The organism is Gemmiger qucibialis (assembly GCF_027689445.1).
In the GTDB taxonomy this organism is placed as follows: Bacteria; Bacillota; Clostridia; order Oscillospirales; family Ruminococcaceae; genus Gemmiger; species Gemmiger qucibialis.
The window spans coordinates 106,403-133,030 of record NZ_JAQFEN010000003.1 but is presented as its reverse complement, the minus strand read 5'-3'; the positions used below and the strand labels follow the sequence as shown (position 1 = coordinate 133,030).

Genomic DNA, 26,628 nt, shown 5'->3' with positions numbered 1-26,628 from the left:
GAGAGTTGGAAACTTTGCCGCAGAATTACAATGATACCATCCATAAGATGGCTACCCCCTTTGAAATGCGTGCCGGGCTGCCGAAAAAGGAGCCCAAAATGCTGGAGGATTGGGAGAAAAACCACGTCTACGAAAAAATGATCGAACATAACGCGGATCTGCCGCGCTTTGTTCTGCATGATGGCCCTCCGTATGCCAACGGTAATATCCATATGGGTACTGCCCTGAACAAGATCATCAAGGATATCATCATCCGTGAAAAGAACATGTCGGGCTACTGTGCTCCCTATGTTCCCGGCTATGATACCCACGGTCTGCCCATTGAGCTGAAGGCTCTGTCCTCTCTGGGCGATAAAAAGGCCGGCATTTCCAAGCTGGAACTGCGCAAGATCTGCAAAGAGTTTGCTACCGAGCATATTGATGTGATGAACAGCCAGTTCGCCCGCCTGGGCGTTCAGGGCGATTTCGCCAACCCCTACCTGACCCTGCGCCCCGAATTTGAGGCACGCCAGGTGGAGATCTTTGGCGAGATGGCCAAGAAAGGCTATATCTACAAGGGCATGAAAGCCGTTTACTGGTGCCCGGAGGATCGTACTGCTCTGGCAGAAGCCGAAATCGAGTATGCCGAGGACGAGTGCGATTCTATCTATGTCCGCTTTAAGCTCACCGATGACCCCAACGGTGTTCTGGCCAAGTACGGTATCCCTCTGGACAAGGCATGGATCGTGATCTGGACCACCACCACCTGGACCCTGCCCGCCAACGTGGCAACCTGCCTGAACCCCAGCCTGGAGTATGCCTTCGTCAAAATCGGCGATGAATATCACCTGATGGCTGCCGGTCTGGTGGAATCCACCATGAAAGCCTGCCATATCGAGGATTACGAGGTTCTGGAGCCCCGCGTTCTCGGCTCTGAATTTGAGCTGATGCAGTATCAGCACCCCTTCCTGGACCGCAAGGGCCTGGTTATCCTGGGTGACCACGTTACCCTGGAAGGCGGCACCGGCTGCGTTCATACCGCACCTGGCCACGGTGTTGAGGACTTTGAAGTCTGCGTCAACCACTACCCGCAGGTTCCCGTTATTGTCCCCGTGGACGATGGCGGTTACCTGACCGAAGAAGCAGGCAAAGAGTTTGCAGGCCTTAAGGTCTGGGCTGCCAACAAAGTTATTCTGGAGCACATCAAGCAGTCCGGCCACCTGATGGGCGTGCAGCACATCACCCACCAGTACCCGCATTGCTGGCGCTGCCACCATCCCATCATCTTCCGTGCAACCGAACAGTGGTTCTGCTCCATTGATAAGTTCCGCGAGGAAGCCTATAAGGCCATTGACGAAGTCAAGTGGCAGCCGGCATGGGGTCATGACCGTATGCACGGCATGGTGCGTGACCGCAGCGACTGGTGCATCAGCCGTCAGCGCGTGTGGGGTGTGCCCATCCCGGTGTTCTACTGCAAGAACTGCGGCAAGTACCACATCACCGATGCTTCCATCAAGGCTGTCAGCGACCTGTTCCGCAAGGAAGGCTCCGATGCCTGGTATAAGTACGATGCCAACGAGATCATGCCCAAGACTGAGGTCTGCGAATGCGGCGCTTCTGACTGGGAAAAGGATCCCGATATCATGGATGTCTGGTTCGACTCTGGCTCTACCTGGAGCGCAGTCTGCCGCGAACGTCCCGAACTGAACTGGCCCGCTGACCTGTATATGGAAGGCGCCGACCAGTTCCGCGGCTGGTTCCAGTCCAGCCTGCTGACCAGCGTTGCCACCCAGGGCGTTGCCCCGTACAAAGGCGTTCTGTGCCATGGCTGGGTCGTTGATGAGCAGGGCAAGCAGATGCACAAATCTGCCGGCAACGGTGTGGAGCCGTCCGAAATCATCCGCGATTACGGCGCTGACATCGTTCGTCTGTGGGTTGCTTCCAGCGATTACACCGTTGATGTGCGCGCAGGCAAGAATATCTTCAAGCAGCTGTCCGAAGCATACCGCAAGATGCGCAACACCGCCCGCTTTATGCTGGGCAACATTGGCGATTTCAACCCTGCCACGGATATGGTTGCCGAGGATCAGCTGTTCGAAATCGACCGCTGGGCACTCAAGAGCTGCAACAGCCTGACCGCCAATGTGCGTGCCGCTTACGATAATTACGATTTCTCCCGCGCTTACCACGCAATCTACAACTTCTGTGTCATTGATATGTCCAACTTCTATATGGACGTCATCAAGGACCGCCTGTACTGCGCGGACGAGCACGCACGCCGCTGCGCCCAGACTGCGCTGTACCGCATTCTGGTTGACTTCACCAAGCTGGTTGCCCCCATCCTGTGCTTCACCGCCCAGGAAATCTGGAGCTACATCCCGAAGCTGGAAGGCATGCAGGAGTATGTCTGCTGGGAGCGTATGCCGGAAGCCAAGAGCGATGAGGATGCCGCTTTTGACGCCAAGTGGGCCAAGATCATTGCTGTGCGTGACGATGTAAAGAAGGTTCTAGAGCAGGCCCGTGCCGATAAGACCATCGGTTCCTCTCTGGAAGCTGCCGTTACCCTGTACTGCAACGATGAAATGTATGACTTCCTGAACGCCATCCCGATGGATGAGCTGGCCGATCTGATGATCGTTTCCCATGTGGATCTGGTCAAGGGCGAAGGCGGCGTGAAGGGTCTGACCGAGGGCCTGGGCATGAGCGTTGCCCATGCTGCTGGCAACAAGTGCCTGCGCTGCTGGAAGTTCGACACAGCTGTTGGCGAAGACGGCCTGTGCCCGCGCTGTGCGAAAGTTCTTGGTTAATTTCAAATAAAGGGCTATGCCGCATGATGTTAAGCGCTGTTCCAGTGCTTAAGCCTGTAAAACAGGAACTGTGCGGTATTGCCATAGTATGATTTACAGCGGTGCTTTTGCGCTTTTATCAAGCCTTTGCACCGCTGTTTTTGTCAGGGCATGTTGCAGCGCTGCATTGGCCCGGACGACGGAGGCGTTTATGCTGGTTGGCATTTTATCCATTCTTGCTGCGGCAGGCCTGACGCTGGTTGACCAGCTGATCAAACTTTGGGCCACCGTGGAACTGCTGCCGGTTGGCAGCAAACCCTTTATCCCGCATGTGCTGGAATTTTATTACCTGCTCAATGATGGTATGTCGTTTTCCATGCTCAGCGGCAAGCGCACGCTGCTGGTGATCGTTACCGGTGTGATGCTGGCTGTGCTGGCCGGTATGCTGCTTTTGCGCAAAATGCCGCGTTTGGAGCGTGCTGCTTGGATTTTGGTCGTGGGCGGCGGTGTTGGCAACCTGATCGACCGTATCCGCACCGGCGTGGTGGTGGATTACCTGAACTGCCTGTTCATCAATTTCCCGGTGTTCAATTTTGCGGATGTCTGCATCTGTGTCGGCGTGGGCCTGCTGGTCCTCAGCCTGCTGCTGGATATGCGCCGCGAACAAAAAGCAAAACAGCAAAAGGGGAGTGCGCCCACAGATGGAACAGCGTGAACTGATCCTTGCGCCGGAAAGCGTTGGCTTGCGGCTGGACCGCTGGCTGGCGGAACAGTGCCCGGATCTTTCCCGCAGCCAGCTGCAAAACTTGATCGAAGCGGGCAGTGTGACCTGCAACGGCAGCCCCTTGAACAAAAAGGATAAGCTGAAAGCCGGGCAGACGATTCTGCTCACCCTGCCGGACCCGCAGCCCATCGAAGCCCAGCCCCAGAACATTCCGCTGGACATTGTGTATGAGGATGACAGCCTGCTGGTGGTCAACAAGCCCAAAGGCATGGTGGTGCACCCTGCGCCCGGCAACCCGGACGGCACCATGGTCAATGCACTGCTGTGGCACTGTGCGGGGCGGCTGTCCGGCATCGGCGGGGCCATCCGCCCCGGCATTGTGCATCGCATTGATAAGGATACCAGCGGCCTTTTGGTCGTTGCAAAAACGGATGCCGCCCACCAGGCACTGACCGAACAGATGAGCGTGCATTCTATCCATCGGGTGTACCACGCTGTGGTGTATGGCAACCTGAAAGAGGATACCGGCTTTGTGGAAGCCCCCATCGGCCGCGACCCTAAGGATCGCAAAAAGATGGCCGTGACCCAGCAGAACTCCAAATATGCCTACACCGGCTGGCAGGTGCTGGAACGGTTCGGCAACTTTACTTACATTGCATGCAAGCTTAAAACAGGCCGCACCCATCAAATTCGGGTGCATATGGCGTCCATTGGCCACCCGCTGGCTGGGGATGCCGTGTATGGGCCCAAAAATTGTATCCGCAGCCTGAACGGTCAGTGCCTGCACGCCAAGGAGCTTGGCTTTGTGCACCCCACCACCGGGGAATGGATGCAGTTTGACAGCTCACTGCCTGACTGGTTTCAGGACTACTTAAGCCGTCTGAGAAAGGAAAGCCGCCATGGAGCGTTTGAGTGATTATCTGGTTTTTTGTGATATGGATAACACCCTGCTGACTGCAAAGGAGGGCATTCCCGCCTGCAACCGCAGCGTCATCCGGTTGTTTACCGCCATGGGTGGGCGCTTTACCGTTGCATCCGGCCGTCCGCCGGAGTCGATCCGCGCGGCGCTGGGCGATATCGAGCTTTCGCTGCCAGCAATCTCCTGCAATGGTTCGCTGCTGTATGATTTCCAGACCAACCGTGTGCTGCGTCGCTCCTGCTTGAATCAGGAACAGGCCGCTGCCGCCATTGCCGATATGCTGCAAAAATTCCCGAAGATTGGTGTAGAGGTCATGGCCGGTGCGGGGGAGATGTATGTTGTTCACGCCAGCAGCTATACCCACGCCCACCAGGTGGATGAACACATGGAAAGCGTGGCCTGCCCGCTGGAAAATGTGCCGGATGGCTGGCTGAAGGTGGTGTTTGCCGGGGATCCGGAAACGATCCGCAAAGCGGGACAATACGCCAAAACGCGGTACTTTGGCCGGGATAATTACTTTTTGCCTACCAACCAGATCTACTTGGAAATTATGCCTTCCGGCATCAGCAAAGCAGCCGGAATGGAAGAGCTTTGCCATATCCTGAACGAGAACATCAAAAAGACCATCGTGATCGGTGACTATTATAATGATCTCGAAATCATGAAAAAAGCGGGCTATTCCGTGGCTGTGGCCAATGCGCCGTCCGAAGTAAAAGCAGCGGCCAACGAAGTGACCAACTGCGACTGCACCGGCGGCGCGGTGGGCGAGTTCCTTTACAAGCTGATCAGCAAGGTGGAGGACGTATGAAACACAGGGAAAGTGAGCAGACACAGCTGAGAGTCAGCCGTTTACTGAACCGTGACAGTGTGATGCTGCATGCCGAGATGCCCAGTGTGCAGACGGCGCTGGAAACCTTGGTGGAACTTCAGGAGAGCAACGGCGTGATCACCAACGGTACCGCCTACTATAAAGCCGTGTGTGAGCGTGAACGCGCGGGCGGCACCACCGCCATTGGGGAAGGGCTTGCCATCCCGCATGCCTGCAATGCGGGCGTTGCCTCGCTTGGGCTGGCCGCGCTGACCCTTACCCGTGGGCTGGACTGGGGCGCAGCGGACGGCAAGCTGGTGGATATGATCTTTATGGTTGCGGTTCCGCCGGACCGCCAGAGCGACCACCTGTTGATTTTGGCTCGCCTTGTCAACCTGCTCAGCGACCACCGCCTGACGGAAAAACTGCGTATGGCGGATACGCGAGAGGCGTTTATCCGCATCCTGAACCAGACCGAAGCGGCAATCTTTGCATAAATGAGGCCAAAACGGCAAGGAACACAAAAGCAATCCAGCACCCAATTGCTGAAACAGAGAAAAATATCATTTTATAAGTCTTATTGATATTGCACACCTTGTGCGAATGCCCCAAAGGCAGAACGCAGGGTGTGCTTTTTTGTTAAAATTGTGCAAAATGTGGAAATTTAGTGCTCTAAAGCGCCGTGATTTGGCGGATTGTATCTTGCAGGGAATACGATTGATGCTATACTTTAAATCACTAAATCGCTTTTCGGAGAGGACACCCACCCAAGGCTATGCAGCATAGTGGATGCCGGTGAGCGATGCATAGATTTGGGAGGAAGATACCATGAAAAAAGCACTTTCTATTTTGACAGCCGGCTGCCTGGCTGTTTCCCTTGCTGCCTGTGGCAGCACTGCAGCAAGCTCTGCTGCATCGGCCGCGGACAGCACCGCTTCTTCTGCCGCAGAATCCACCGCCGCTTCCGATACCGCCGCTGCTGACGGCCAGACCTACAAGGTCGGCATCTGCCAGCTGGTGCAGCACGTTGCTTTGGACGCTGCAACCCAGGGGTTTAAGGATGCCCTGACCGAGCAGCTCGGCGATGCCGTTACCTTCGAGGAAAAGAACGCCCAGGGCGATTCCAACACCTGCAGCACCATCATCAATGGCTTTGTTTCTGATAATGTTGACCTGATCCTGGCCAACGCAACCCCCGCCCTGCAGGCTGCACAGGCCGGCACCAACACCATCCCGGTTCTGGGCACCTCTGTTACCGAGTACGGCGTGGCACTGGGTATTGATGACTTCGATGGCCTTGTCGGCACCAATATTTCCGGCACCAGCGACCTGGCTCCTCTGGATGAGCAGGCAGGAATCATCAAGGAACTGTTCCCCGATGCAAAGACCGTTGGTCTGCTGTATTGCAGCGCCGAAGCAAACAGCCAGTATCAGGTTGATACCGTAAAGGCCAGCTTGGAAGAACTGGGCTACACCTGCGAGTATTACGCATTCTCTGACTCCAACGATCTGGCCACCGTCTGCCAGAGCGCTGCCGATGCCAGCGATGTGATCTATGTTCCCACCGATAACACCGTTGCCAACAACACGGAGATCGTCAATAACATCTGCCAGCCCGCCGGTGTGCCTGTCGTTGCAGGCGAGGAAGGCATCATGAGCGGCTGTGGCGTTGCTACCCTGTCCATCAGCTACTATGACCTGGGCGTTGCTACCGGTAAGATGGCCGCCAAGATCCTGACCGGCGAAAGCAAGGTTGAGGAGATGCCCATTGAGTACGCTCCGGAGTTCACTAAGGAATACAACCCGACCATTGCCGAAGCTCTGGGCATCACCATCCCAGATGATTATGTGGCATACGAGGGCTAAACAGCCAGAACGGCCTGCTTTGATTTGATGCAGGTAACTTTAATACAAAAATCGCGGAAAAGGCTTTTCTTTCCCGCGATTTTTTGATATAATTAAAAAGACTATATCTTTTTTGAGGAGTTGACGATCTCTTGAACATTGCAACATTGTTCAATGCCATGCCGGGCGCATTGGCGCAGGGCCTGATTTGGGCCATTATGGCGATTGGCGTTTACCTTACCTTCCGCATCCTGGATGTTGCCGACCTGACGGTAGACGGCACCTTGGGCCTTGGCGGTGCGGTCTGCATCATGTGTATGATTTCCGGCATGAACGTCTGGCTGTCCCTGCTGCTGGCGTTTGGTGCTGGCCTGCTGGCTGGCCTGGTGACCGGCCTGTTCCACACGTTTATGGGCATTCCGGCCATCCTTGCCGGTATCTTGACCCAGTTGTCCCTATATTCGGTCAACCTGAAAATCATGGGAAAAGCCAATCAGGCTATCAACGTGGACAAATATGACCTGCTGGTATCCCTGCGTTATATCAAAGGCGTTCCGTTTTACCGCAATACCATCCTGATCGTGGCCGTTCTTATGGTGGTTGTTATCGCTATTTTGTACTGGTTCTTCGGCACCGAGCTTGGCTGCTCCATCCGCGCTACCGGCTGCAACGCCAACATGGCGCGGGCGCAGGGCATCAACACTAATTTCAACATTGTGCTGGGCCTGATGCTCTCCAATGGTCTGGTGGCATTCTCCGGTGCGCTGCTCAGCCAGTACCAGGGCTTTGCTGATGTCCAGATGGGCCGCGGTGCTATCGTGATCGGTCTGGCTGCCGTTGTTATCGGTGAAGCCGTGTTCAGCAAGATTTTTCGCAACTTTGCGCTCAAGCTGCTCAGCGTTGGCATCGGCAGCGTCATCTACTACATTGTTATGCAGATCTGCATCTGGTTCAAGATCGATACCGACCTGCTCAAAATGCTCAGCGCCATCGTGGTCGCCATCTTCCTTGCGGTTCCATACTGGAAAGCAAAATACTTCACCCGCGTTGCGGTAAAGAAAGGCGGCAGCAGCAATGCTTGAGATCAAAAACGTTTACAAGACTTTTAACCCCGGTACGGTCAACCAGAAGGTTGCCCTGAATGATTTGAACCTGACGCTGGAGGACGGCGATTTCGTCACCGTAATCGGCGGCAACGGTGCGGGCAAGTCCACCATGCTGAATGCTGTTGCCGGTGTGTGGCCGGTGGATATGGGCAAGATCATTATTGATGGTAAGGATATCACCCGCCTGCCGGAGCACAAGCGCGCCGCTTACATTGGCCGTGTGTTCCAGGACCCCATGATGGGCACCGCCGCCACGATGCAGATTGATGAAAACCTGGCCCTGGCCGCCCGCCGCGGTGCGGGCCGCACCCTGCGCGTTGGTATTACCAAAAAGGAAAATGCCGAGTACCACGAGCTGCTTAAAACCCTGGGCTTGGGCCTGGAGGACCGCATGACCAGCAAGGTCGGTCTGCTTTCCGGCGGCCAGCGCCAGGCAGTCACCCTGCTGATGGCGACCCTGAAAAAGCCCAAACTGCTGCTGGACGAGCACACCGCAGCCCTGGACCCCAAGACCGCCGCCAAGGTGCTGGAAATTTCCAACAAGATCGTGCAGGAAAACCACCTGACCACCCTGATGATCACCCATAATATGCGCGATGCCATCCGCTATGGCAACCGCCTGATCATGATGAACGAAGGCCATGTGATTTATGATGTGCGCGGCGAAGAAAAGACAAAGTTGGAAGTATCGGATCTGCTGCAGCGCTTTGAGCAGGCTGGCGGCGAAGCCAATGACCGCATGATCCTTTCCTGATAAGATTGCGTACAGGATCGGATTTGGATAAGTTTTATACCATTTAACTGCCGCTGTGGGCCGGATTTTACCGGTTTGCAGCGGCTTTTTTGTCTTTTGGAGCAGGAAAGAAGGGGCAAATTATCAAATTTCCGTGAAGTCATTTTCAAACCTTGACAGTTATGATATAATACAACTGTATATTATGACGGAATTGACAGACGGCAGAGTATCGGATCGTCTGTTTTCGATTCCGTATACACCAAAAGAGAACAGAAAGAACCCAGGAAAGTTCATTGTTTTCTCTGCATGGTATGCGGCCAAGGCTCTTGAAATGGATGTAAAGTGAGTGTACTTTACACCGGGGGAGTAGCCATAGACAACGCGGCCACAAGCGCCATGGGAAGTTATCAGGACTGTATAAAGGGAGCACCGCCTTTCCGCAGGAGGTATTTTGGATGCAGCGTTACGACGCCGTTTTATTTGATGTTGATGGAACATTGATCCATTCCCGGCCGGGCATTTTTAACTGCTTTGCCTATGCGTTCCGCAAAATGGGCCTTGACCCGGATGCGATAGATTGTTCCCGCTACCTTGGCCCTCCGCTGCGCTGGAGCTTTGCCCAGCACTTTGCAACGGATGCCGAGGTGGAGCAGGCCGTGGAGTATTACCGCGTGCATTACGAGGAAGTTGGCAGCCACCAGTGCAGCCTGTTCCCCGGGGTGCGTCAGATGATGGATACCCTGAAAGATGCCGGGCTGTACATGGCAACGGCAACCTGCAAACCGGTCGAAGTTGTAACACCCATCCTGAAAGAGCAGGGGCTGTTTGACTATTTTGACCGCATTGGCGGGGCCAGCATGGACGAAAGTGTGGACAACAAGACGGATGTGATCCGCCTTGTGCTGCAGGACCCACGCCTGGCGGGCAAACGCATCCTGATGGTGGGGGACCGCCAGGATGATATGCAGGGCGCAGTCAACAACCAGCTGCCCGCTGCTGCCGTGCTGTACGGCTATGGTAGCAGGGAAGAAATGGAACCCTGGAATCCGGTGCTGCTGGCGCAAAATTGTGAAGAACTGACCCAGTATATTCTGGGCTGAACCCCGCGCGGTGCAAAGCGCTGCCGGGCACAGCCCGCCGCCGGAACCAACCCGGCCCGCGGGCGCATCCTACATAAGGAACAAAGGGAGAAACGAACATTATGAGCCGCAAAACATCCGGCAGCCGGGCATCCTTCAGCCCAACCCAGCGCAAGGCATGTGCTGTTCTGGCAGTATGTGTGCTGGCTGTCATCCTTACATTTATTGCATCCTGGGTTTTGCCGGGCAAGCTGTCGCTGGGCGGCAGCGGCCGCTATGACCCGCAGGCCTATCCGCTGGATACTTCGCTGGGGTCCGTGCTGGCCAAAACCTCTGATGCAGGCACCGATTATGTCTCCTCCACGCTGTTTGTGGGGGATCAGTTTGCCAAGTCCCTGTATGACGATAAAGTCATCACGCTGGATCAGTTTGCAGGCAAGGACGGCCTGACCGTCAGCTCATTGCTGAACGATGCCTGCGTTTACTTTGCGGGGGATTCCAGCGCCTATACCGTCCCGCAGGCGGTATCCAAAATGAAACCCCGCCGCGTGGTCATGCTGCTGGGCAGCAACGATCTGGACGGCAGCCTTTCCTACGATAATTTTGCCCGTAACTATAAGCAGGCTGTCATCGCAATTACCGGTGCGTACCAGTACTGCGATGTCATTGTCTGTGCCATTCCGCCTGTGGCAAAAAATGCATCTGATGCCGCCAAAACGCAGCTGATGATCGACCAGTTCAACCAGGAATTGGCCAAGATGTGCAATGATGAAGGCTATAAATACCTGAACTTGGCCGAAGCACTGAAAGACAGCAACAGCGGCTATGCCGAAGCATCCTATTTGAACAACAAACAGAATGGCTTCAGCACATCCGGCGCGAATGTGGTGCTGAACTACCTGCGCAATCATGCTTACGATACTGCGGATACCCGCCCCAACACGGATGATATTCCGCAGCGTACTGAGCAGGCTGGCGGCAGCGCAGCCGCCACGGAGCCCACGCCTTCGGCGACCCCTACAACGTTCAAATTGCAATACTTGGTGGAAGAAGGCAAGGGCACCCTGCAGGGCAATGGCCAGAGCGGCGTAACTTCCATCGAAATGGACGCAGCCGAAAAGCAGACTGTGACCATTACCGCTGTGGCGGCAGACGGCTATACGTTCTATAAGTGGAGCGATGACCTGGCCACCGCTACCCGTGTGGACAGCGCGACCAAGGATATTTCCGTGACGGCAATGTTCAACGATGCCCGTGTGCAGATCACCCTGGATCAGGGCGAAAGCACCATCAAGCAGGGTGAATCCCTGACCATCAACGCCAGTGTCACCTTGGGCGGTAAGAGCTATGATAACAGCGGTGTGCAGTGGTCGGTCAACGATGACATGATGCAGAATGGCGCCAGTTATACCTTTACGCCGAATGCCACCGGAGATTACCGCATCAAGGCCGGGCTGGAAGTCAACGATACCTATACTTCGCAGGAACTGATGGTGCATGTGCAGGCACCGGCTACCACCGTCAGCATCACCGGTGTCAGCTCTATGCCGGCAGGCAGTACCACAACGCTGCAGGCCAACGTAAGCAATCCTTCGGGGGATACCACCTGGACCTGCGCCCAGAAGCCGCAGTGGAGTGCAACCGGCGATAATGTGCAGTTCAGCGCGGATACCGTTGGCAGCTATACCGTGCGTGCTGCCAACAATGGTCAGTATGCAGAGCTTGTCATCAACGTAACGGAACCCCTTTCGGACCCCACGGTAACCCCGGAACCAAGTGATTCGGGCGAACAGTTCCCGTTCTTCCCCTTTGGCGGCGGAAACTGATTGCAGTCACACAGCGCCTGCCCCCGGCATAGCATAAGCCGGGAGGTGATCACATGTTTGTCTTTGACTGCGAGGCTGGCTATCAGCCGGATAACGGCCAGAACGATGTGACCGACGGCAGTGTGGAAAACTATGATTTTGACTGGGGCCAGCCCCTTGACGATGCGCTGACGGACGATGAACGGACGGAAGCACAGCACACGGAGTAATTGTTTTGGCGGCAGGGCGGCACCCCGGCAGATATCCGGCAAGAATAGACCGGAAAAAAGGAATAAATCTATGGCAAATTATACTTGTCTTTTACTGGATGTGGATAACACCCTGCTGGATTTTAACGCAGCAGAGCGTGCTGCGGTCGGCATTACGTTAGAGCATTACGGCATGCCCAACGGCCCCGAAGCATTGGAAACCTACCACCAGATCAACCGCCAGCTGTGGGACAGCCTTGCCAAAGGCGAGCTGAACCGCAGCAAGCTGTTTGCGGTGCGGTTTGGCCGCGTGATGCAGGCTCTTGGCACACCGGAAGCCGGCAACGCCCGCGAGATGAACGACTTTTATGAGAACGAGCTGGCCAACCATGCGGATCTGATGCCCGGTGCGCTGACCGCTCTGGAAGAACTGGGCGAAGTTGCTACCCTGGCAATCGTTTCCAACGGTGCTACCCAGGTACAGGAATCCCGCATTGCGGCATCCGGCATTGGCCGCTTTATGGATGGTGTGTATATCTCGGAAAAAGTGGGTGCGGCAAAGCCTTCGCCCAAGCTGCTGGACTATGCCATCCGGGACCTGGGGTTGACCAACCGCAGCCGTGTGCTGATGGTGGGGGACGACCTGCTGGCCGATATCAAGGGCGGTATCAACGCGGGGATCGATACCTGCTGGGTCAACTTTGCCAACGAGGAAAATAAAACTGGCATCCAGCCCAAATATACGGTGCACAGCTATGAAGAACTCTACCGCATTGTAATGGAGCCGGAAGAACTGGAAAATGTCGGCGTGCGCAACCGTCGGCATATGAACGAGGGCTGAAACAGGCCAATGGAATGTGCCGCTGCCGGGGTAAAGAACTGAGCAGCGGCACATTTTCGGGTTTGATGCGCCCTTTGGTGGAAGAGTAAAACAAACTGGCTGCTGCTTTAATGTGAATCTGAAAACAAAGAGCATGACGGATATTTCGCAAATACAAGCAGGATTTAAGGCTTTTTAATGCAAAATCCTGCTGTGTTTGTAGAAATAGGGCAATACCGCATAATTCTAAGTGCCGATACGGCGAGCGAGGTGCGGCAGATGCTAAGCCAAAAGCGCAGATAATACTGGATGTCTTATCGAGCATTTTGGCAACGCAGATGCAGTGCCGCAGCCGCCGGAGCGGTGCTTAAGTCGTAAGGCGGGAATTGTGCGGTGTTGCCATAGACTATATTTTCGACTTTTCTGATACACCCTAGTGGCCAGGGATACGATAAGGTGTGAAATTATGCTGATCGAACTGCAGGACCTTGGCAAAAGCTTTGGCGAGCACGAGGTCTTAAAACATGTAACAGCCAGTGTGGAACGCGGCGACCGCATTGGTATTATTGGTGCAAACGGCACCGGCAAAACCACGCTCCTGCGTGTGCTGTGCGGCGAAAGCCTGCCCGATGCCGGTGACGCTGCCTTTGCGGCGGGGGCAACCTGCGGCTACCTGGAACAGACGGGTCATCTTGACCCGGAGAAAGACGTTTACGAAACCATGCGCCTTGCGTTCCAGCCTGCGCTTGACGCCATGGCGGAGCTGGAGACCCTGCAAAAGCAGCTGGCAGCTGACCTCCACAACACGACTATTACGGATAAGATCACAGCCTGCAACGCAGTGATCGATGCCATGGATGCCTATAATATGGATACCCAGATCAAAAAGGTGCTCAACGGCATGGGCTTCCCGGCAGATACCTGGAAGAAAAAGGCCGGGGTGCTTTCCGGCGGCGAGCAGACCCGCCTGCGCTTGGCCCGCTTGCTGTTGGAACGCCCGGACATTCTGATTCTGGACGAACCCACCAACCATTTGGATCTGGAAACGATGGACTGGCTGGAAACCTATCTGAAAGCCTACCGCGGCGCAGTGCTGGTGGTCAGCCATGACCGCTACTTCCTGGATTCTGTCTGTACCCGTATCTGGGAGCTGCGCGGCAAAACCATCACCACCTACCGCGGCAACTACTCCGCCTACCTGCCCCAGCGCGAAGCAGCGGACGAGCGCCTGCAAAAACAGCATGATGCCGATGTGGAAAAGGCGGCCAAGCTGCAGGATTATATTGACCGTAACCTGGTGCGCGCTTCCACCACCAAAATGGCCCAGAGCCGCCGCAAACAGCTGGAAAAGCTGGAAATCACCGAAGCACCCCAGGCGGAAGCCCACCAGCTGAATTTCCGCTTTGAGTATGATATTGAGCCGTATGATGAGTTGGTCATCATGAAAGGCTTAACTATCCGCATTGGGGAACGCACCCTGTTGGAAGCACTGGATTATGTCGTCCACCGTGGGGACAAGCTGATTATTGCGGGCCCCAACGGCACCGGTAAATCCACCCTGCTGCAGGTATTGGACGGTAAGCGCCGCCCCTCCGGCGGTATGGTGCGGCTGGGCACCGGTGCCAAGCCCGGTATCTTTGTGCAGCAGCAGACCCGCCGCGCAGGCCGCGTGATCGATGCCATCTGGAACCAGTACCCCCGCTTTACCGAGCTGGAAGTGCGCAGCCACCTGGCCAGGTTCGGCTACCGCGGCGAGGAAGTGTTCAAGGACTGCGCCACCCTTTCCGGCGGTGAGATGGCCCGCCTGCGCTTTGCGGAGCTGGCCCTGGAACGCCCGAACCTGATGTTTTTGGACGAACCCACCAACCACCTGGATATTTTCATGCGCGAAACGTTGACCGATGCGCTGTCTGCCTACACGGGTACCCTGCTGCTGGTCACCCATGACCGCTACCTGATGCAGACACTCGGCTGCCCGATCCTGTACCTGGAAGATGGCAAGGCGACTTTCTACCAGAACTTCCAGAAGCTGCATGACCGCGATACTTCCAAACAGCCGGAACCCGCCAAGCAGGAGGATAAGCCCCAGAAGGCAGGCTATGGCAAGGAGCAGCGCCGCCGGCGTGCCGAGGTGCGCACCCGCCTGAAAGCGCTGGAAACCGAGATCGAAGAGCTTGGCGCCCATATTGTTGAGCTGGAAAACGAGATCAACGACCCGGAGGTTCTGCGCGACCACCTGCTTTTGCGGGATAAGTGCGATGAACTGGATGATTCCCGCTTCCACCAGCAGGAACTGTATGACGAGTGGGAAAAGCTGGCAGAGGAACAGGACCGCATGGATGCAGAAAGTGATTCCTGAAAAACGCGTTGAGCGCTGCATCTGGCACACCGGCCCGGAGGCCCTTTTTGTGGCAGATCCGGCTGCAAAAAATGAGAAACATTAGAAACAGTAATGAAACTGTAACTTGCTTTCCTGATAAAAAGCGGTATACTATTTTTGATAATGGGCTTGTGCGGCTGGGCAGGTGCGCTGCATCATCCACCGCCAGCTATTTTGCATGTGTGCCGGTGCTTTGCCGGCTGGAGTAAAACACGCTGCGCTTTTTTGCTAACCATGCGTAGCAGTAAGAAACAGGCAGGGAATACACTTTGCAGACAACGATCATCATAGCAACACATAAACCGTACTGGATACCGGAAGACCCCATGTACCTGCCGGTACAGATGGGTCATGCCATCCACCCCGGCATTGGCTACATCGGGGACGATACCGGTGAAAATATTTCAGAGCGCAACGGCAATTTCTGCGAGCTGACGGGCCTGTACTGGGCGGCCAAAAACCTGGATTCCGATTATATCGGCATCGTGCATTACCGCCGTTACTTTGCCAGCCGCCTGCACCGTTTTGAGCGCAAAAAGCGTCGGGTCATCGGCCACGAGGAACTCAACGCTATTTTGGCCACCACCAATGTTGTGCTGCCTAAAGAGCGCCACTATTTTATTGAAACCAATTATACCCAGTATATCCACGCCCACCATGAACAGGACCTGCGGGTGACCCGCGCCATCATCGAGCGCAAATGCCCGGAGTATCTGCCGGCGTATGACACCTACATGTCCAAAACACACGGCCATCACTTCAATATGTTCGTGATGAAAAAGGAACTGCTGCAGCACTACTGCACCTGGCTGTTCGATATTTTGTTTGAGCTGGAAAAAGAGCTGGATATCAGCAGCTATTCCACCAATGATAAGCGGGTGTTCGGCTTTGTGAGCGAGCGCCTGCTGGATGCCTGGCTGATCACCAACAACATCGCCTATGAAGAGCTTGACGTTGTATATATGGAAAGCCAGCATTGGCTGCGCAAGGGGATGGCCTTTTTGAACCGCAAGTTCTTCCCCCACAAGGAGGCTCACAAATGAAACGCACGGCAGCGGTTATTGTAACGTATAACCGCAAGGCAATGCTGCAGCGCTGCCTGCGGGCTTTGTGTACCCAAACGGCCGGTGTGCCGGAACTGTGGGTGATCGATAATGCCAGTACGGACGGCACGGCCGAACTGGTGGCGCAGCTGAACCTGCCAACCATGCACTATTATAATACCGGCAAAAACCTGGGTGGTGCGGGCGGCTTTGCCTGCGGCATCCAGCAGGCAGCGTGTTCCGGGGCAGAGTATCTGTGGATTATGGATGATGACTGCCTGCCGGAACCGGATGCCCTGCAGCAGCTGCTGCTGGCGGATGCCGAACTGGACGGGCAGTACGGCTGGCTTTCCTCCCGCGCACTGGCGCCGGACGGTAAAGACCAGCCCATGAACCTGCAGCGCAGCACGCCGTACAAAGATTTGGCAAGCTTTGCCGGGCCGCGGCAGCCCGCGGTTATGGCCAGCTTTGTTTCGCTGTTTTTGCGCAGCAGCACAGTGCAGCGCTTTGGCCTGCCCATTGCAGAATTTTTTATCTGGTCGGACGATTGGGAGTATACCCGCCGTATCTCCCGCAGCATGCCGTGCTATGTAATTCCCGCCAGCCGGGTGGTGCATGCAATGCAGAACGCCACGGTTGTCAACATTGCCACCGATACCCCGGATCGCTGGCCCCGCTACCGCTACTTTTACCGCAATGATGTGGTGCTTTATCGGCGGGAGGGGCTGCGTGGCTGGCTGTGGCTGATTGCCAAAGATGCCTGGCACAGCGTTCAGGTGCTGCGCCACGGCCCGCAAAAATGTAAGAGGCTGGGCATTATCTGGCGCGGATTTTTTGCTGGAGTCAACTTTCACCCAACCGTACAGGGCTTACCCACACAGGAGCAATGAACAATACACCAAACACAAACTGCCTGACCTTGCGCCTGCTGCATGCGGCAAAGGGGTACAAAGCGGTTGCTTTTGATATTTTTGATACCTTGCTCAAGCGGGATTGCGCCCACCCGGCGGATCTGTTCGCCCTGATGGAAGTTACCCATCAGGCGGCTCTCGGCTTTGCCGGGGCGCGCGCTGCCGCAGAGGCAGAAACCCGCCAGACCCTTGGCCGCGAGGTGACGCTGGCCGAAATTTATGCACATCCTGCCTTGCGGGGTACTGACCCCGCTGCAGAGTGCGCAGCGGAACTGGCTATGATTGCCCCCAACCGACCGGTAGCCCAAGCCGCTGCGGCCTGCCATGCCCGCGGGCAAAAGGTATATGCGGTTTCGGATATGTATCTGCCTAAAGAGCAGATCGAAGCCATGCTGCAAAAATGCGGGCTGGATTTTCTGGATGGAGTGTTCGTTTCCTGCGAGTACGGGGTGCAAAAGCGCAGCGGTAAGCTGTTCAAGCTTTTTTTGCAGCAAACTGCCTTGCGCCCGGCGGAAGTCTTGTTTGTGGGGGATAGCCCCCGCGCGGATTTTGCCGGGGCAGCGCTGGCGGGTATCCGCTGCTTTTTGCTGCCGCAGCCAACCCCGCTGCCATACACCAAAACCCCGGCGGATGCCGTAGGTGGTGCCGCAATTGCCACCTTGCAAAACTGCTGCCAGAATCTAAATCCCAGTGCTGCGCTGGGGGCAGAGCTGCTTGGCCCGCTGGCGGTTGGCTTTGCCACCTGGCTGCATGGGCAGCGCGCGGCTATACCGGGGGCAAAGCTTGTATTCCTGGCGCGGGATATGTACCTGGTGCGCCAGGTGTACCAGCTGCTGTACCCAGAAGAAGAAACCTTTTACCTGAAAGTATCCCGCCAAAGCCTTCTGCCCGCCCTGCTGCAATGCCCAATGAATGAGCAGGCGTTGGCACTTTTGGCGGATACCCTGCCGCGCCAGCAGCTGACCCAGCGGCAGATCGCCGCCTATCTTGGCTTTGATTCCCCGAAGGGACACACCACCAAAACCTATGACCTGCGCACCCGCCCCTTGCCGTGCCGCACCAAAGAGATGCTGCTGGCCCTTGCGGCCCACAGCAAGTTGCCGGAAGGGGAGCCGCTGCGCAGGCGGGCAGAGCAGGCAAGAGCATATCTGGAACAGGCGGGCTTGACGGATAGCCCGGTGCTGCTGGTGGATATCGGCAGCGGCGGAACCACCCAGCGTGTGCTGGAAGAGTTGCTGCACACCCAGCTGTATGGCTGTTACCTTGCCTGCGATGCGCGCCTGCACCAGAACCTGCCGCCGGAGCGCGCCAAAACATTTTTGTTTGACGGCTGCCCAGCCCCCCTGTGGTACTGGGTGGGCCAGCCCATGCTGGAAGTTCTGCTCTCCGAGCCATGCGGCTCCACGGTGGGATACCACGCACAGGCCGGGCAGATGGTGCCGGAAATCGGGCAGGCGGGTGCAGATAACAGGGCAATCACCGCGCCGCTCTGGCAGGGCATGAGGGCTTTTGTTCAGCGCTGGCAGGCTGGCCCGCTGCGGGAAGTGCAAATTCCGCCGCAAACCTGCATCGCAGCGTTTTTGCAGATGGTGCAGGCCCCCCGCATGCAGGAGGTGCGCACCCTGGGTGAGATCACCGTGGAGGACGGCGGCAGCTGGAAGCTGGCTGCCCCAGCCAGCTGGGGCGCCTATCTGCACGCCCCGGCACAGCTGAAACGGGACCTTGCCCAGGCGCGCTGGAAACCTGCGTTTTTGCAGCGCCTGTTTGGCGTGCCGCTGCCATACGGCAAGGTGTACGCTGCACTGAAACATAAAAAGTAAGCATTAAAATGGAGATAGAATATAAACCAAAAGGCAGGTGAACCGTATGGAGCAGGCCCCATTGATCAGTATTATCATGCCTGTCTATAATGCCGGGGTGCTGCTGCATACCGCGGTGGAAAGCGTGCTGTGCCAGAGCTTTGCGGATTTTGAGCTGCTGCTGGTGGACGATGGCTCCACCGATGGCAGTGCTGCGCTGGCCCATGAACTGGCCAAAAAAGATGGCCGCATCCGGGTGCTGGAACAGCCCAATGCGGGCATCTGCGCTGCGCGCAACCTTGGCTTGCAGCATTGCCGCGGCCAGTGGTTCACCTTTTGTGATGATGATGATACCATGCTGCCCCATGCATTGGAAACCCTGCTGGTCCTTGCCAAATCAACCGGGGCGGATGTGGTGCGCGGTGGCTACCGCCTGCTGCGGGCCAATGCTGCAGGAACGGCTGTGGAGCTGCCCCACCCGCCGGGGCAGGCAATAATCATTCACAAGCCGGCGGGGCAGGGCTACCTGCAATTTTTGCAGCAAAGCGGGCCGCAGTTTGTCTGGAACGCTATGTACTGTACAAATCGGCTGGGCCATCTGCGCTTTGATGAAACCTGCCGCAAAGGGCTGGAAGATTTTGCCTTCAACGCGGCAGTGTTCCAGCAGGCAGATTCAGCCGCATATACGCCGCAGATCGTATATGAACACCTGGAGCGGCAGGGCAGTACCTCCGCCTGTGGGAACCCGGCAGCAGTGCAGGTACGGCTGCAATACCTGCCCCAGTGGGTGCAGGCGGAATATACCGCAGCCCGCGCCTGGTGCCCCCCGCAGCAGCTGCCAAAGGTGTGGAGCGCCCGCCAGGCAGAGTTTGTCACCTTTGTCATGCATCAGCTGCGGGATGGCCGCTTGCCGCCCAAAGCCAAAGCGGCTGCCTGGCGCAGCCTGCAGCAGGCGCTGGCAGCCTGCCCCCACAGCAGGCTTGACTTTTGGTATGCACTGCGGCACAACAAAAAACAGGGTGCCGCACTGTTTTTGTTCCGTACCCACCTGCAGGGGCTGTATGCCTGCCTGCCAAACCGGGAGGAGAAACTGCTACAATGAAAACCATCCTTGTTACCGGCGCAGCCGGTTATATCGGCCGCCATGTTGTAAAAAAAGCACTGGATATGGGCTACCGCGTCATTGCATCGGACTTTGCCTTTAAGGGCGTGGACGAGCGCGCAGAATTCTGCGATGTGCCTATTTTCAGCGGGGACAAAAATATTTATGCGGCGTTGGGCAAGCCTGATGTCTGCATCCATATGGCCTGGCGGGATGGTTTCCGCCACAATGCGCCCAGCCACATGAAGGATCTTTCCTCCCATGTTACCTTCCTGAACAATATGGCAGCGGGCGGCCTTTTGGATTTGACCGTGATGGGCACCATGCACGAAGTCGGCTATTGGGAGGGCGCTATTGAGGATGATACCCCCTGCAACCCCCTGAGCCAATACGGCATTGCCAAAAATGCCCTGCGCCAGAGCATGATGCTCTCCTTGCAGGGCAGCAGCTGCAACCTGCACTGGCTGCGCGCCTATTATATTACGGGCGATGAAGCCCATGGCAGTTCCATCTTTGCCAAAATCGCACAGGCAGAGCTGGACGGCAAAACAACGTTCCCGTTTACCAGCGGGCAGAATAAGTACGATTTTATTGATCTGGATGAACTGGCAACCATGATTGTGGCGGCCAGCGTGCAGAACAAGGTCAACGGCATCATCAACGTCTGCACCGGCCAGCCGCGGACCCTGGCTGACCGTGTGGAGCAGTTCCTGCGGGATAAAAACTATAAGATCAAACTGGATTACGGCGTTTTCCCGGACCGCCCGTATGATAGCCCCGGCGTTTGGGGCGACCCCACCAAGATCAACGCAATATTAAAAGATGCAGGTTTGGCATAACGATAACCGGAAAGGGTGACAGAATGAAACGACTGGGTATTTTTTTCTTTTACGAAAAAAACGGTGATGTGGATGATTTTATCACCTATTACCTGCGCGATCTTGCCCGTAACCTGACCGAGCTGATCGTTGTGTGCAACGGCAAGCTGAGCAAGCAGGGCCGCGCGGCATTTGAAGAATTTACCGATCAAATTATTGTGCGCGAAAACAAGGGCCTGGATGTGTGGGCCTATAAAACCGCGCTGGATCATTACGGCTGGCAGCGTTTGAGCGAATTTGACGAAGTGGTCATGACGAACTCTACCCTGATGGGCCCTGTGCGCCCCTTGAAAGAAATGTTTGACGCCATGGCCGAGCGCACCAACCTTGATTTTTGGGGCCTGACGATCCACCATGGGGCGGAGGGCAACCCCTTTAAGGGCAAACATCTTTATAATTACCTGCCGGTGCACATTCAGTCCCACTTTATTGTCTACCGCAAAAAGTTCATCCAGAGCAAAGAGCTGCAAAATTACTGGGATACCATGCCCATGATCGAAAGCTATACCGACTCTGTGCAGCGGTACGAATCGGTGTTTACCAAACAGTTTGCCGATAAAGGCTACCAGTGGGATGTCTATGTCAACACGGACGATCTGAAAGAGTTTACGGATTATCCGCTGCTTGTCTGCCCCACGCGGTTGCTGCGGGATAAAAAGTGCCCGCTGTTCAAGCGCCGCAGCTTTATGCATGATTTTGAGGCATACCTGAATGATACCGCCGGGGAGCCGGTGCGGGAACTGTACGCCTACCTGCGGGACCATACGGATTACCCGCTGGAGCTGATCTGGAAAAACATGATCCGCACCATGCACCCTTATGATTTTACCCGCAACCTGGGTCTGACCCGCCTGATTCCGGAAAGGGTACAGGATGAGGCCTGCGCCGCTGCCGTGCGCAAAAACCGCCGCATTGCGCTGTGCATGCACCTGTATTTTATGGATATGCTGCCCCAAAGCTGCGCCTTTGCCGCCAACATGCCGCCGGAGACTGACGTTTTTATTTCCACCAACACGCCGGAGAAAAAGCAGCAGATCGAAGAAGCGTTCCGCACCCTGCCGTTGCATGCCGTTACCGTAAAGGTGGTCGAAAACCGCGGCCGCGATGTGGCAGCGTTCCTGTGTGACCTTGCCCCGCAGATCCGGGAGTATGATTACGCCTGCTTTATGCACGATAAAAAGGCCATCCAGACCAAACCCGGAAGCGTTGGCGCCAGCTTTGGCTATGTCTGTAACGAGAATATCTGCAAAAACGCAGACTATGTGCTGAATGTGCTGACAGAATTTGAAAAAGACCCTTATCTGGGCCTGCTCTGCCCACCGTTCCCCACGCATGGCGTGTATTTCATGAACATGTGCTCCAACGGTTGGGGCCCCAACTTTGATAATACCAAGGCCCTGATGAAAAAGCTGGGCATTGACCGCCCTATTTCCGGCGAAAAAATGCCCATTGCCCCCTTTGGCAGCGTATTCTGGTTCCGCGTAAAAGCATTGGCCCCACTGTTTGACCACGGCTGGAAGCACGAAGATTTCCCGCCGGAGCCGCTGCCGCAGGATGGTACCATCAGCCATGCCATTGAGCGTATCTATCCCTTTGTGGCGCAGGGGGCAGGGTATTACCCCGCCCAGGCCATGAGCGCTGATTATGCCGTTGCCCGCTGCGATTCCATGCAGGCATACGCGAGTGGTCTGATCCGCCCGCTTGCCCGCGTGTTTGATTGCACCACCTTTGGCAGCGCCGCTGCCAGCGCCGGTGCTTTTGCCGCGCGCAGGCACTGGTTCGGTTTTGGAAACTATGGCCCGTATGAGAATTCCAAGCGCCGCCGCGCCCGCAACTGGCTGCGTAAGCGGATGCCGAAATCCGCTTACGAAAACATGATGCGCGTTAAGCGCACGGTGTTGGGCCCCCATGACGTGAACTATGAGGATTAAGCCAACCGCTATGAAAAAACGGCTGATTATCTATTTCAATTATCACCCCAACGGGCAGGCTGATGCAGCCTGCCGCTTTGCTGTACAGCAAATGGCCGCAGTGGGGCAGGTGTTCTTTGTCAATAACGGCCCCTTGCAGCCGGAATCCCGCCAGTGGGCGCAAGGCTGCTGCCACACTGTGCTGGAGCGTGAAAACACAGGCTTTGATGTGGGGGCCTACCGGGACGCTGTTTTGCAGACCGGCCTGGATATGCTGCTGCAATACGATGAAGTTGTGCTGATGAACTATACCCTTGCCGGGCCGGTGGGGAATGCAGCTGCCATGTTTGCCGTGATGGATGGGCGCCCGGAGCTGGATTTCTGGGGCCTGACCCGCCACTATGCTATGCGCAGCCACCGCTTTGGCGGGGCAAAAGCCATGGTGCCGGAGCATATTCAATCCCACTTTGTTGTGGTGCGTTCCCGCATGATGGCAGACTTTTTTGCTTACTGGCAGGCGGCCGCCCTGCCCGCCAGCTATGAAGATTCCGTCCGCCTGCACGAAACGCAGTTTACCGCCCGCTTTGCTGCCCTTGGTTACCGGTGGGATACCTTTGTGGATACAAAAGACCTGGCAAGCCTTTTCGTCAACCCCATTATGGCCTGCCCCAAGCTGCTGCTGGCGGACCGCGGGTGCCTGTTTTTCAAGCGCCGCAGCTTTTTTACCCCCTATGCGGATGAATTGCGCCGCACAGACGGCCAGGCCGCCGCAGAACTGTATGACTATCTGAAATCCGAGACGGATTACCCGGTGGATGACCTGCTGCGCGCACTTCTGCCGGTGCAGCCGCTGGCTGCCATGGCGCAAAACCTGCACTGGCATTATATCCTGCCGCAAACGGCGGGGGAGTGTGCGCCCATTTTGCTGGATGCCAACACTTTGGCAAAAGGCTGCGCCCTGCAGCCGGACGCCGTCTACTGCCTGCCGCTGCCGCGTGCTGCCGGGGTGGAGGGCTATTATTATGCCCGGTCTATGCCAACCAGCCTGCAGCTGGCCCAGGCGGCAGAACTGTTTGATGCCCACCCGCTGGTAGGTGTGCTTGGCCCGGCTCTGCCGCTGTATGCGGGCTGCGCCGCCGAAAAAGCCCGGCGCTGGCAGCAGCAGAAACCTGCCGTACAGGCAAAACTGTCTGCGCTGGATTGCCCGCTCCCTCTGGATGAAACCCCGCCGCCGCTGCCCAATGGTGGCTGTCTGTTGGTGCGGGGGGCGGCATTCCCGCAGGGGCTGCCGCCGCTGCAAACGGAGTCGGATTTCTGGCTGGTGCCGCTGCTGGCCCAGTATAACGGCTATGCCAGCGCTACATTTGAAACCGCCGCCCAGTGTGCGGCCCGCGCCGATGTGCTGGAGGCCGCCCTTGCTGCCCAGCGCGGCGTTGGCCCAGTATTCCGCCTGATGGGCCGCACCGTCAAAAATGCCCTGCGCAAACGAAAGGAGAGTGCCCGGTGAAAAAACAGCGCCTGTTTTATCTGGACCTCATCCGCGCTGTGGCGCTGGTGTGCATTCTGGTCATTCATTTCAATGCTGCTGTTACCGGGTATTTTACACTGCCGTCCAAACTGTTCGGCAGTGTGCTGCCCTTTAACATCTATTTGGGGGACTTTGGCTCCTCGCTGTTCTTTATGGTTTCCGGCGCAGCGCTGCAGTATACCAGCCCCGGCCAGGGAAGAGAGCCACTCAATCTGGCGCGCTTTTACCAAAAGCGCGCCAAGGCGGTGTACCCCATGTTCTGGCTGGCGTGGTGTATATTTTTTCCCATCCGTTTTGTCACAAAGCCGGGGTATTATGCCGCAGCCAAAACGCCCAGCCTGCTGCTGACGGTCCTGGGGCTGGATAATTTTGCCCAGGCCGCGGGCTTGGTCACGATGGATTTTGCCTGCGTGGGCGAGTGGTTCCTGGGCAGCATCCTGTTTTTGTACCTGTTATTCCCGCTGCTGCGCTGGGGGCTGCGCAAACAGCCGCTGCTGACTTGGGCCGTAGTGCTGGCGGCCAGCCTGCCGGTGCATTACATGGGGTGGGATGCCCGCCTGGTAGCAATCCATATCCCGGAATTCCTGCTCGGCATGGCGTTTGTACACTGGAAGCGCCCGGCGCGCCTTGGCGTGCTGGCCGGGTGTGCGGTGCTGCTGTTTACCCCCGCTGCGGCGGATGGCAAGGTGGCCTGTGCGCTGTTCAGTGCCGCGGCGTTCATTCTGCTGGCCACACTGGGGGGCTGCATCCACTGGGTGCCGCTGCAAAATGCGTGTGCGCTCCTCAGCAAGTATTCTTATGCGGTCTTTCTGACCCACCATGTCATCATTCTGCGCCTGGTGGATAACTTTGACCTGGCCGCCATGACCCGGCGGGATACCGCGCTCTTGTTTGGCGTTTACCTTTTGGCCGTTGCCGCGGCGTCGGCAGCGCTCTTCCGGCTGGATGCCTGGGTGCGCAGCAGTGCGGTAAAGCTGGCTGCTAAACCGGAATAACGTGCCCCATAATTTGCATTAAGATGAAAATGCCTGCTTTGCTGCAGGCATTTTTTCTGTGGTGAATTATGATCGAAATATCGCAGCGCCGCGGACACCTGTGCGGCAGAACCGGCAGGGAAAGCCCTGCTGTTTCACCCCCGGAACGAGGAAAGAATCAAAATTATTTCGGCTATGACTGTACAAAAAAAATCCTGTACGTTATAATACTAACAAAACCATTTGATCACAAACCTAAAACGATATACCATAACTAAAATTGGAAAGGGGCGCATTTTCCGTGGAGCAGTTTTTCGTCAGCCTTGACAAACTTGCGCGCGAATCCCATCTGACCGTTGCCTACACCCCCAAGGATCTTGACCAGTTTAAGGTCTATACCGCCGAGGTATACCGCCCCGGCATCATGCTGGCCGGTTACTATCAGTACTTTGACCGCACCCGGATCCAGATCATCGGCCTGACTGAGCTTTCCTACCTGAATGAGCTGGACCCGGAGATCCGCCGTACCCATCTTGAAAAGCTTTTCTCTTTCCAGCCGCCGGCAGTCATCCTGACCCGCGGGTTTGAGCCGTTGCCGGAAATGATGGAGTTTGCCCAAAAGTACGGCGTGCCACTGCTGCAGTCGGCTGAGATGACCTCCCCGCTGATGAGCTCCCTGATCCAGGCGCTGAGCACCGAGCTTGCCCCCCGCATCACCCGCCACGGCGTGTTGGTGGAAGTATACGGCGAAGGTATCCTGATCCTTGGCGACAGCGGCGTTGGCAAAAGCGAGACGGCCATTGAGCTGGTCAAGCGCGGCCACCGCCTGATTGCGGACGATGCTGTGGAGCTGCGCAAGGTTTCCAGCAGCAAGATCATGGGCATGGCACCGGAGAACATCCGCCACTTTATTGAGCTGCGCGGCATCGGCATCATCAACGTGGCGCGCCTGTTTGGCATCGGCGCGGTCAAAAACAGCGTTGAGGTGGAAATGGTCATTGAGCTGGAGGCCTGGGACCGCACCAAGAATTATGACCGCACCGGCCTGGAAAGCAACACCTATGATATCCTTGGCGTTAAGGTGCCCAGTATGCTGATCCCCGTTATGCCCGGCCGTAACCTGGCCGTTATCCTGGAAACTGCAGCCATCAACAATCGCCAGAAAGAGATGGGCTATAACGCGGCGCAGGAACTGCTCAACCGCCTTGGCTTGCAGAACGATGTAAGCGGGTTCTGAGCCTGACTGTAAATTATCATTTTATCACTAGAAACGGAAGTACCATCTGT

22 protein-coding genes are annotated in these 26,628 nt (G+C 56.4%); all 22 read left to right on the top strand.

The features are described 5' to 3' along the window. Positions 1-14: 14 nt before the first annotated feature. Complete coding sequence (gene ileS / locus PG062_RS07160; RefSeq protein WP_270751752.1) at positions 15-2,786, top strand: isoleucine--tRNA ligase; 2,772 nt, start codon at positions 15-17, stop codon at positions 2,784-2,786. Positions 2,787-2,976: 190 nt separating this feature from the next. Beyond that, a complete protein-coding gene (lspA, locus tag PG062_RS07155; protein ID WP_270751751.1) occupies positions 2,977-3,480 on the top strand; it encodes a signal peptidase II in 504 nt (167 codons plus the stop codon). Next, positions 3,467-4,405 (top strand): RluA family pseudouridine synthase, encoded by a 939-nt coding sequence (locus PG062_RS07150; RefSeq protein ID WP_270751750.1) that lies wholly within the window; start codon positions 3,467-3,469, stop codon positions 4,403-4,405. The genes lspA and PG062_RS07150 overlap by 14 nt, the downstream gene beginning before the upstream one ends. Beyond that, positions 4,389-5,216 (top strand): HAD family hydrolase, encoded by an 828-nt coding sequence (locus PG062_RS07145; protein ID WP_270751749.1) that lies wholly within the window; start codon positions 4,389-4,391, stop codon positions 5,214-5,216. Before PG062_RS07150 ends, PG062_RS07145 begins: the two co-directional genes overlap by 17 nt. After that, positions 5,213-5,713 carry a PTS sugar transporter subunit IIA gene (locus PG062_RS07140; RefSeq protein ID WP_114000209.1) on the top strand — a complete coding sequence of 167 codons (501 nt, stop codon included), beginning with the start codon at positions 5,213-5,215 and terminating at the stop codon, positions 5,711-5,713. Before PG062_RS07145 ends, PG062_RS07140 begins: the two co-directional genes overlap by 4 nt. Before the next feature lie 331 nt (positions 5,714-6,044). Beyond that, positions 6,045-7,082: an ABC transporter substrate-binding protein gene (locus PG062_RS07135; protein ID WP_270751748.1), complete on the top strand. Its 1,038-nt coding sequence runs from the start codon at positions 6,045-6,047 to the stop codon at positions 7,080-7,082. Positions 7,083-7,240: 158 nt separating this feature from the next. Beyond that, entirely contained in the window at positions 7,241-8,143 is a 903-nt protein-coding gene (locus PG062_RS07130) for an ABC transporter permease (protein WP_333559394.1), read from the top strand. Beyond that, the gene (locus PG062_RS07125; RefSeq protein WP_270751746.1) at positions 8,136-8,921 is read left to right on the top strand and encodes an ABC transporter ATP-binding protein; all 786 of its coding nucleotides are present in this window, start codon (positions 8,136-8,138) and stop codon (positions 8,919-8,921) included. Before PG062_RS07130 ends, PG062_RS07125 begins: the two co-directional genes overlap by 8 nt. Positions 8,922-9,358: 437 nt before the next feature. Beyond that, positions 9,359-10,003 carry an HAD hydrolase-like protein gene (locus tag PG062_RS07120; protein WP_270751745.1) on the top strand — a complete coding sequence of 215 codons (645 nt, stop codon included), beginning with the start codon at positions 9,359-9,361 and terminating at the stop codon, positions 10,001-10,003. A 101-nt stretch (positions 10,004-10,104) separates the two neighbouring features. Then, the gene (locus PG062_RS07115; RefSeq protein ID WP_270751744.1) at positions 10,105-11,808 is read left to right on the top strand and encodes a GDSL-type esterase/lipase family protein; all 1,704 of its coding nucleotides are present in this window, start codon (positions 10,105-10,107) and stop codon (positions 11,806-11,808) included. A gap of 53 nt (positions 11,809-11,861) precedes the next feature. Further along, entirely contained in the window at positions 11,862-12,017 is a 156-nt protein-coding gene (locus PG062_RS07110; RefSeq protein WP_270751743.1) for a hypothetical protein, read from the top strand. A gap of 70 nt (positions 12,018-12,087) precedes the next feature. After that, positions 12,088-12,837 carry a YjjG family noncanonical pyrimidine nucleotidase gene (locus PG062_RS07105; RefSeq protein ID WP_114000215.1) on the top strand — a complete coding sequence of 250 codons (750 nt, stop codon included), beginning with the start codon at positions 12,088-12,090 and terminating at the stop codon, positions 12,835-12,837. A gap of 445 nt (positions 12,838-13,282) precedes the next feature. Beyond that, positions 13,283-15,175, top strand: coding sequence for an ABC-F family ATP-binding cassette domain-containing protein (locus PG062_RS07100; RefSeq protein WP_270751742.1), 1,893 nt, complete (start codon positions 13,283-13,285; stop codon positions 15,173-15,175). Between the two features lie 290 nt (positions 15,176-15,465). Continuing rightward, complete coding sequence (locus tag PG062_RS07095) at positions 15,466-16,239, top strand: DUF4422 domain-containing protein (RefSeq protein WP_270751741.1); 774 nt, start codon at positions 15,466-15,468, stop codon at positions 16,237-16,239. Then, the gene (locus PG062_RS07090) at positions 16,236-17,129 is read left to right on the top strand and encodes a glycosyltransferase family 2 protein (RefSeq protein ID WP_270751740.1); all 894 of its coding nucleotides are present in this window, start codon (positions 16,236-16,238) and stop codon (positions 17,127-17,129) included. The genes PG062_RS07095 and PG062_RS07090 overlap by 4 nt, the downstream gene beginning before the upstream one ends. Then, a complete protein-coding gene (locus PG062_RS07085) occupies positions 17,126-18,970 on the top strand; it encodes an HAD family hydrolase (RefSeq protein ID WP_270751739.1) in 1,845 nt (614 codons plus the stop codon). The genes PG062_RS07090 and PG062_RS07085 overlap by 4 nt, the downstream gene beginning before the upstream one ends. Positions 18,971-19,031: 61 nt before the next feature. Continuing rightward, a complete protein-coding gene (locus PG062_RS07080) occupies positions 19,032-20,051 on the top strand; it encodes a glycosyltransferase family 2 protein (RefSeq protein ID WP_270751738.1) in 1,020 nt (339 codons plus the stop codon). Further along, positions 20,048-20,890 carry an NAD-dependent epimerase/dehydratase family protein gene (locus tag PG062_RS07075; protein WP_270751737.1) on the top strand — a complete coding sequence of 281 codons (843 nt, stop codon included), beginning with the start codon at positions 20,048-20,050 and terminating at the stop codon, positions 20,888-20,890. The genes PG062_RS07080 and PG062_RS07075 overlap by 4 nt, the downstream gene beginning before the upstream one ends. Before the next feature lie 23 nt (positions 20,891-20,913). After that, the gene (locus PG062_RS07070) at positions 20,914-22,860 is read left to right on the top strand and encodes a rhamnan synthesis F family protein (RefSeq protein ID WP_270751736.1); all 1,947 of its coding nucleotides are present in this window, start codon (positions 20,914-20,916) and stop codon (positions 22,858-22,860) included. 10 nt (positions 22,861-22,870) lie between these two features. Continuing rightward, positions 22,871-24,346 (top strand): rhamnan synthesis F family protein, encoded by a 1,476-nt coding sequence (locus tag PG062_RS07065; RefSeq protein ID WP_270751735.1) that lies wholly within the window; start codon positions 22,871-22,873, stop codon positions 24,344-24,346. Continuing rightward, positions 24,343-25,362, top strand: coding sequence for an acyltransferase family protein (locus PG062_RS07060; RefSeq protein WP_270751734.1), 1,020 nt, complete (start codon positions 24,343-24,345; stop codon positions 25,360-25,362). The genes PG062_RS07065 and PG062_RS07060 overlap by 4 nt, the downstream gene beginning before the upstream one ends. 280 nt (positions 25,363-25,642) lie before the next feature. Continuing rightward, positions 25,643-26,578, top strand: a complete 936-nt coding sequence (gene hprK / locus PG062_RS07055) for an HPr(Ser) kinase/phosphatase (RefSeq protein ID WP_114000142.1) — start codon at positions 25,643-25,645, stop codon at positions 26,576-26,578. Positions 26,579-26,628: the final 50 nt, after the last annotated feature.

Excerpts from the sequence above, each read along its gene's own strand:
- PG062_RS07065 (WP_270751735.1), top strand. The coding sequence starts at position 22,871 with ATGAAAAAACGGCTGATTATCTATTTCAATTATCACCCCAACGGGCAG.
- PG062_RS07115 (WP_270751744.1), top strand. The coding sequence starts at position 10,105 with ATGAGCCGCAAAACATCCGGCAGCCGGGCATCCTTCAGCCCAACCCAG.
- PG062_RS07140 (WP_114000209.1), top strand. The coding sequence starts at position 5,213 with ATGAAACACAGGGAAAGTGAGCAGACACAGCTGAGAGTCAGCCGTTTA.
- PG062_RS07105 (WP_114000215.1), top strand. The coding sequence starts at position 12,088 with ATGGCAAATTATACTTGTCTTTTACTGGATGTGGATAACACCCTGCTG.
- PG062_RS07130 (WP_333559394.1), top strand. The coding sequence starts at position 7,241 with ATGCCGGGCGCATTGGCGCAGGGCCTGATTTGGGCCATTATGGCGATT.
- PG062_RS07090 (WP_270751740.1), top strand. The coding sequence starts at position 16,236 with ATGAAACGCACGGCAGCGGTTATTGTAACGTATAACCGCAAGGCAATG.
- PG062_RS07135 (WP_270751748.1), top strand. The coding sequence starts at position 6,045 with ATGAAAAAAGCACTTTCTATTTTGACAGCCGGCTGCCTGGCTGTTTCC.
- PG062_RS07085 (WP_270751739.1), top strand. The coding sequence starts at position 17,126 with ATGAACAATACACCAAACACAAACTGCCTGACCTTGCGCCTGCTGCAT.
- PG062_RS07100 (WP_270751742.1), top strand. The coding sequence starts at position 13,283 with ATGCTGATCGAACTGCAGGACCTTGGCAAAAGCTTTGGCGAGCACGAG.
- PG062_RS07110 (WP_270751743.1), top strand. The coding sequence starts at position 11,862 with ATGTTTGTCTTTGACTGCGAGGCTGGCTATCAGCCGGATAACGGCCAG.
- PG062_RS07070 (WP_270751736.1), top strand. The coding sequence starts at position 20,914 with ATGAAACGACTGGGTATTTTTTTCTTTTACGAAAAAAACGGTGATGTG.
- lspA (WP_270751751.1), top strand. The coding sequence starts at position 2,977 with ATGCTGGTTGGCATTTTATCCATTCTTGCTGCGGCAGGCCTGACGCTG.
- PG062_RS07150 (WP_270751750.1), top strand. The coding sequence starts at position 3,467 with ATGGAACAGCGTGAACTGATCCTTGCGCCGGAAAGCGTTGGCTTGCGG.
- PG062_RS07075 (WP_270751737.1), top strand. The coding sequence starts at position 20,048 with ATGAAAACCATCCTTGTTACCGGCGCAGCCGGTTATATCGGCCGCCAT.
- PG062_RS07145 (WP_270751749.1), top strand. The coding sequence starts at position 4,389 with ATGGAGCGTTTGAGTGATTATCTGGTTTTTTGTGATATGGATAACACC.
- PG062_RS07120 (WP_270751745.1), top strand. The coding sequence starts at position 9,359 with ATGCAGCGTTACGACGCCGTTTTATTTGATGTTGATGGAACATTGATC.
- PG062_RS07125 (WP_270751746.1), top strand. The coding sequence starts at position 8,136 with ATGCTTGAGATCAAAAACGTTTACAAGACTTTTAACCCCGGTACGGTC.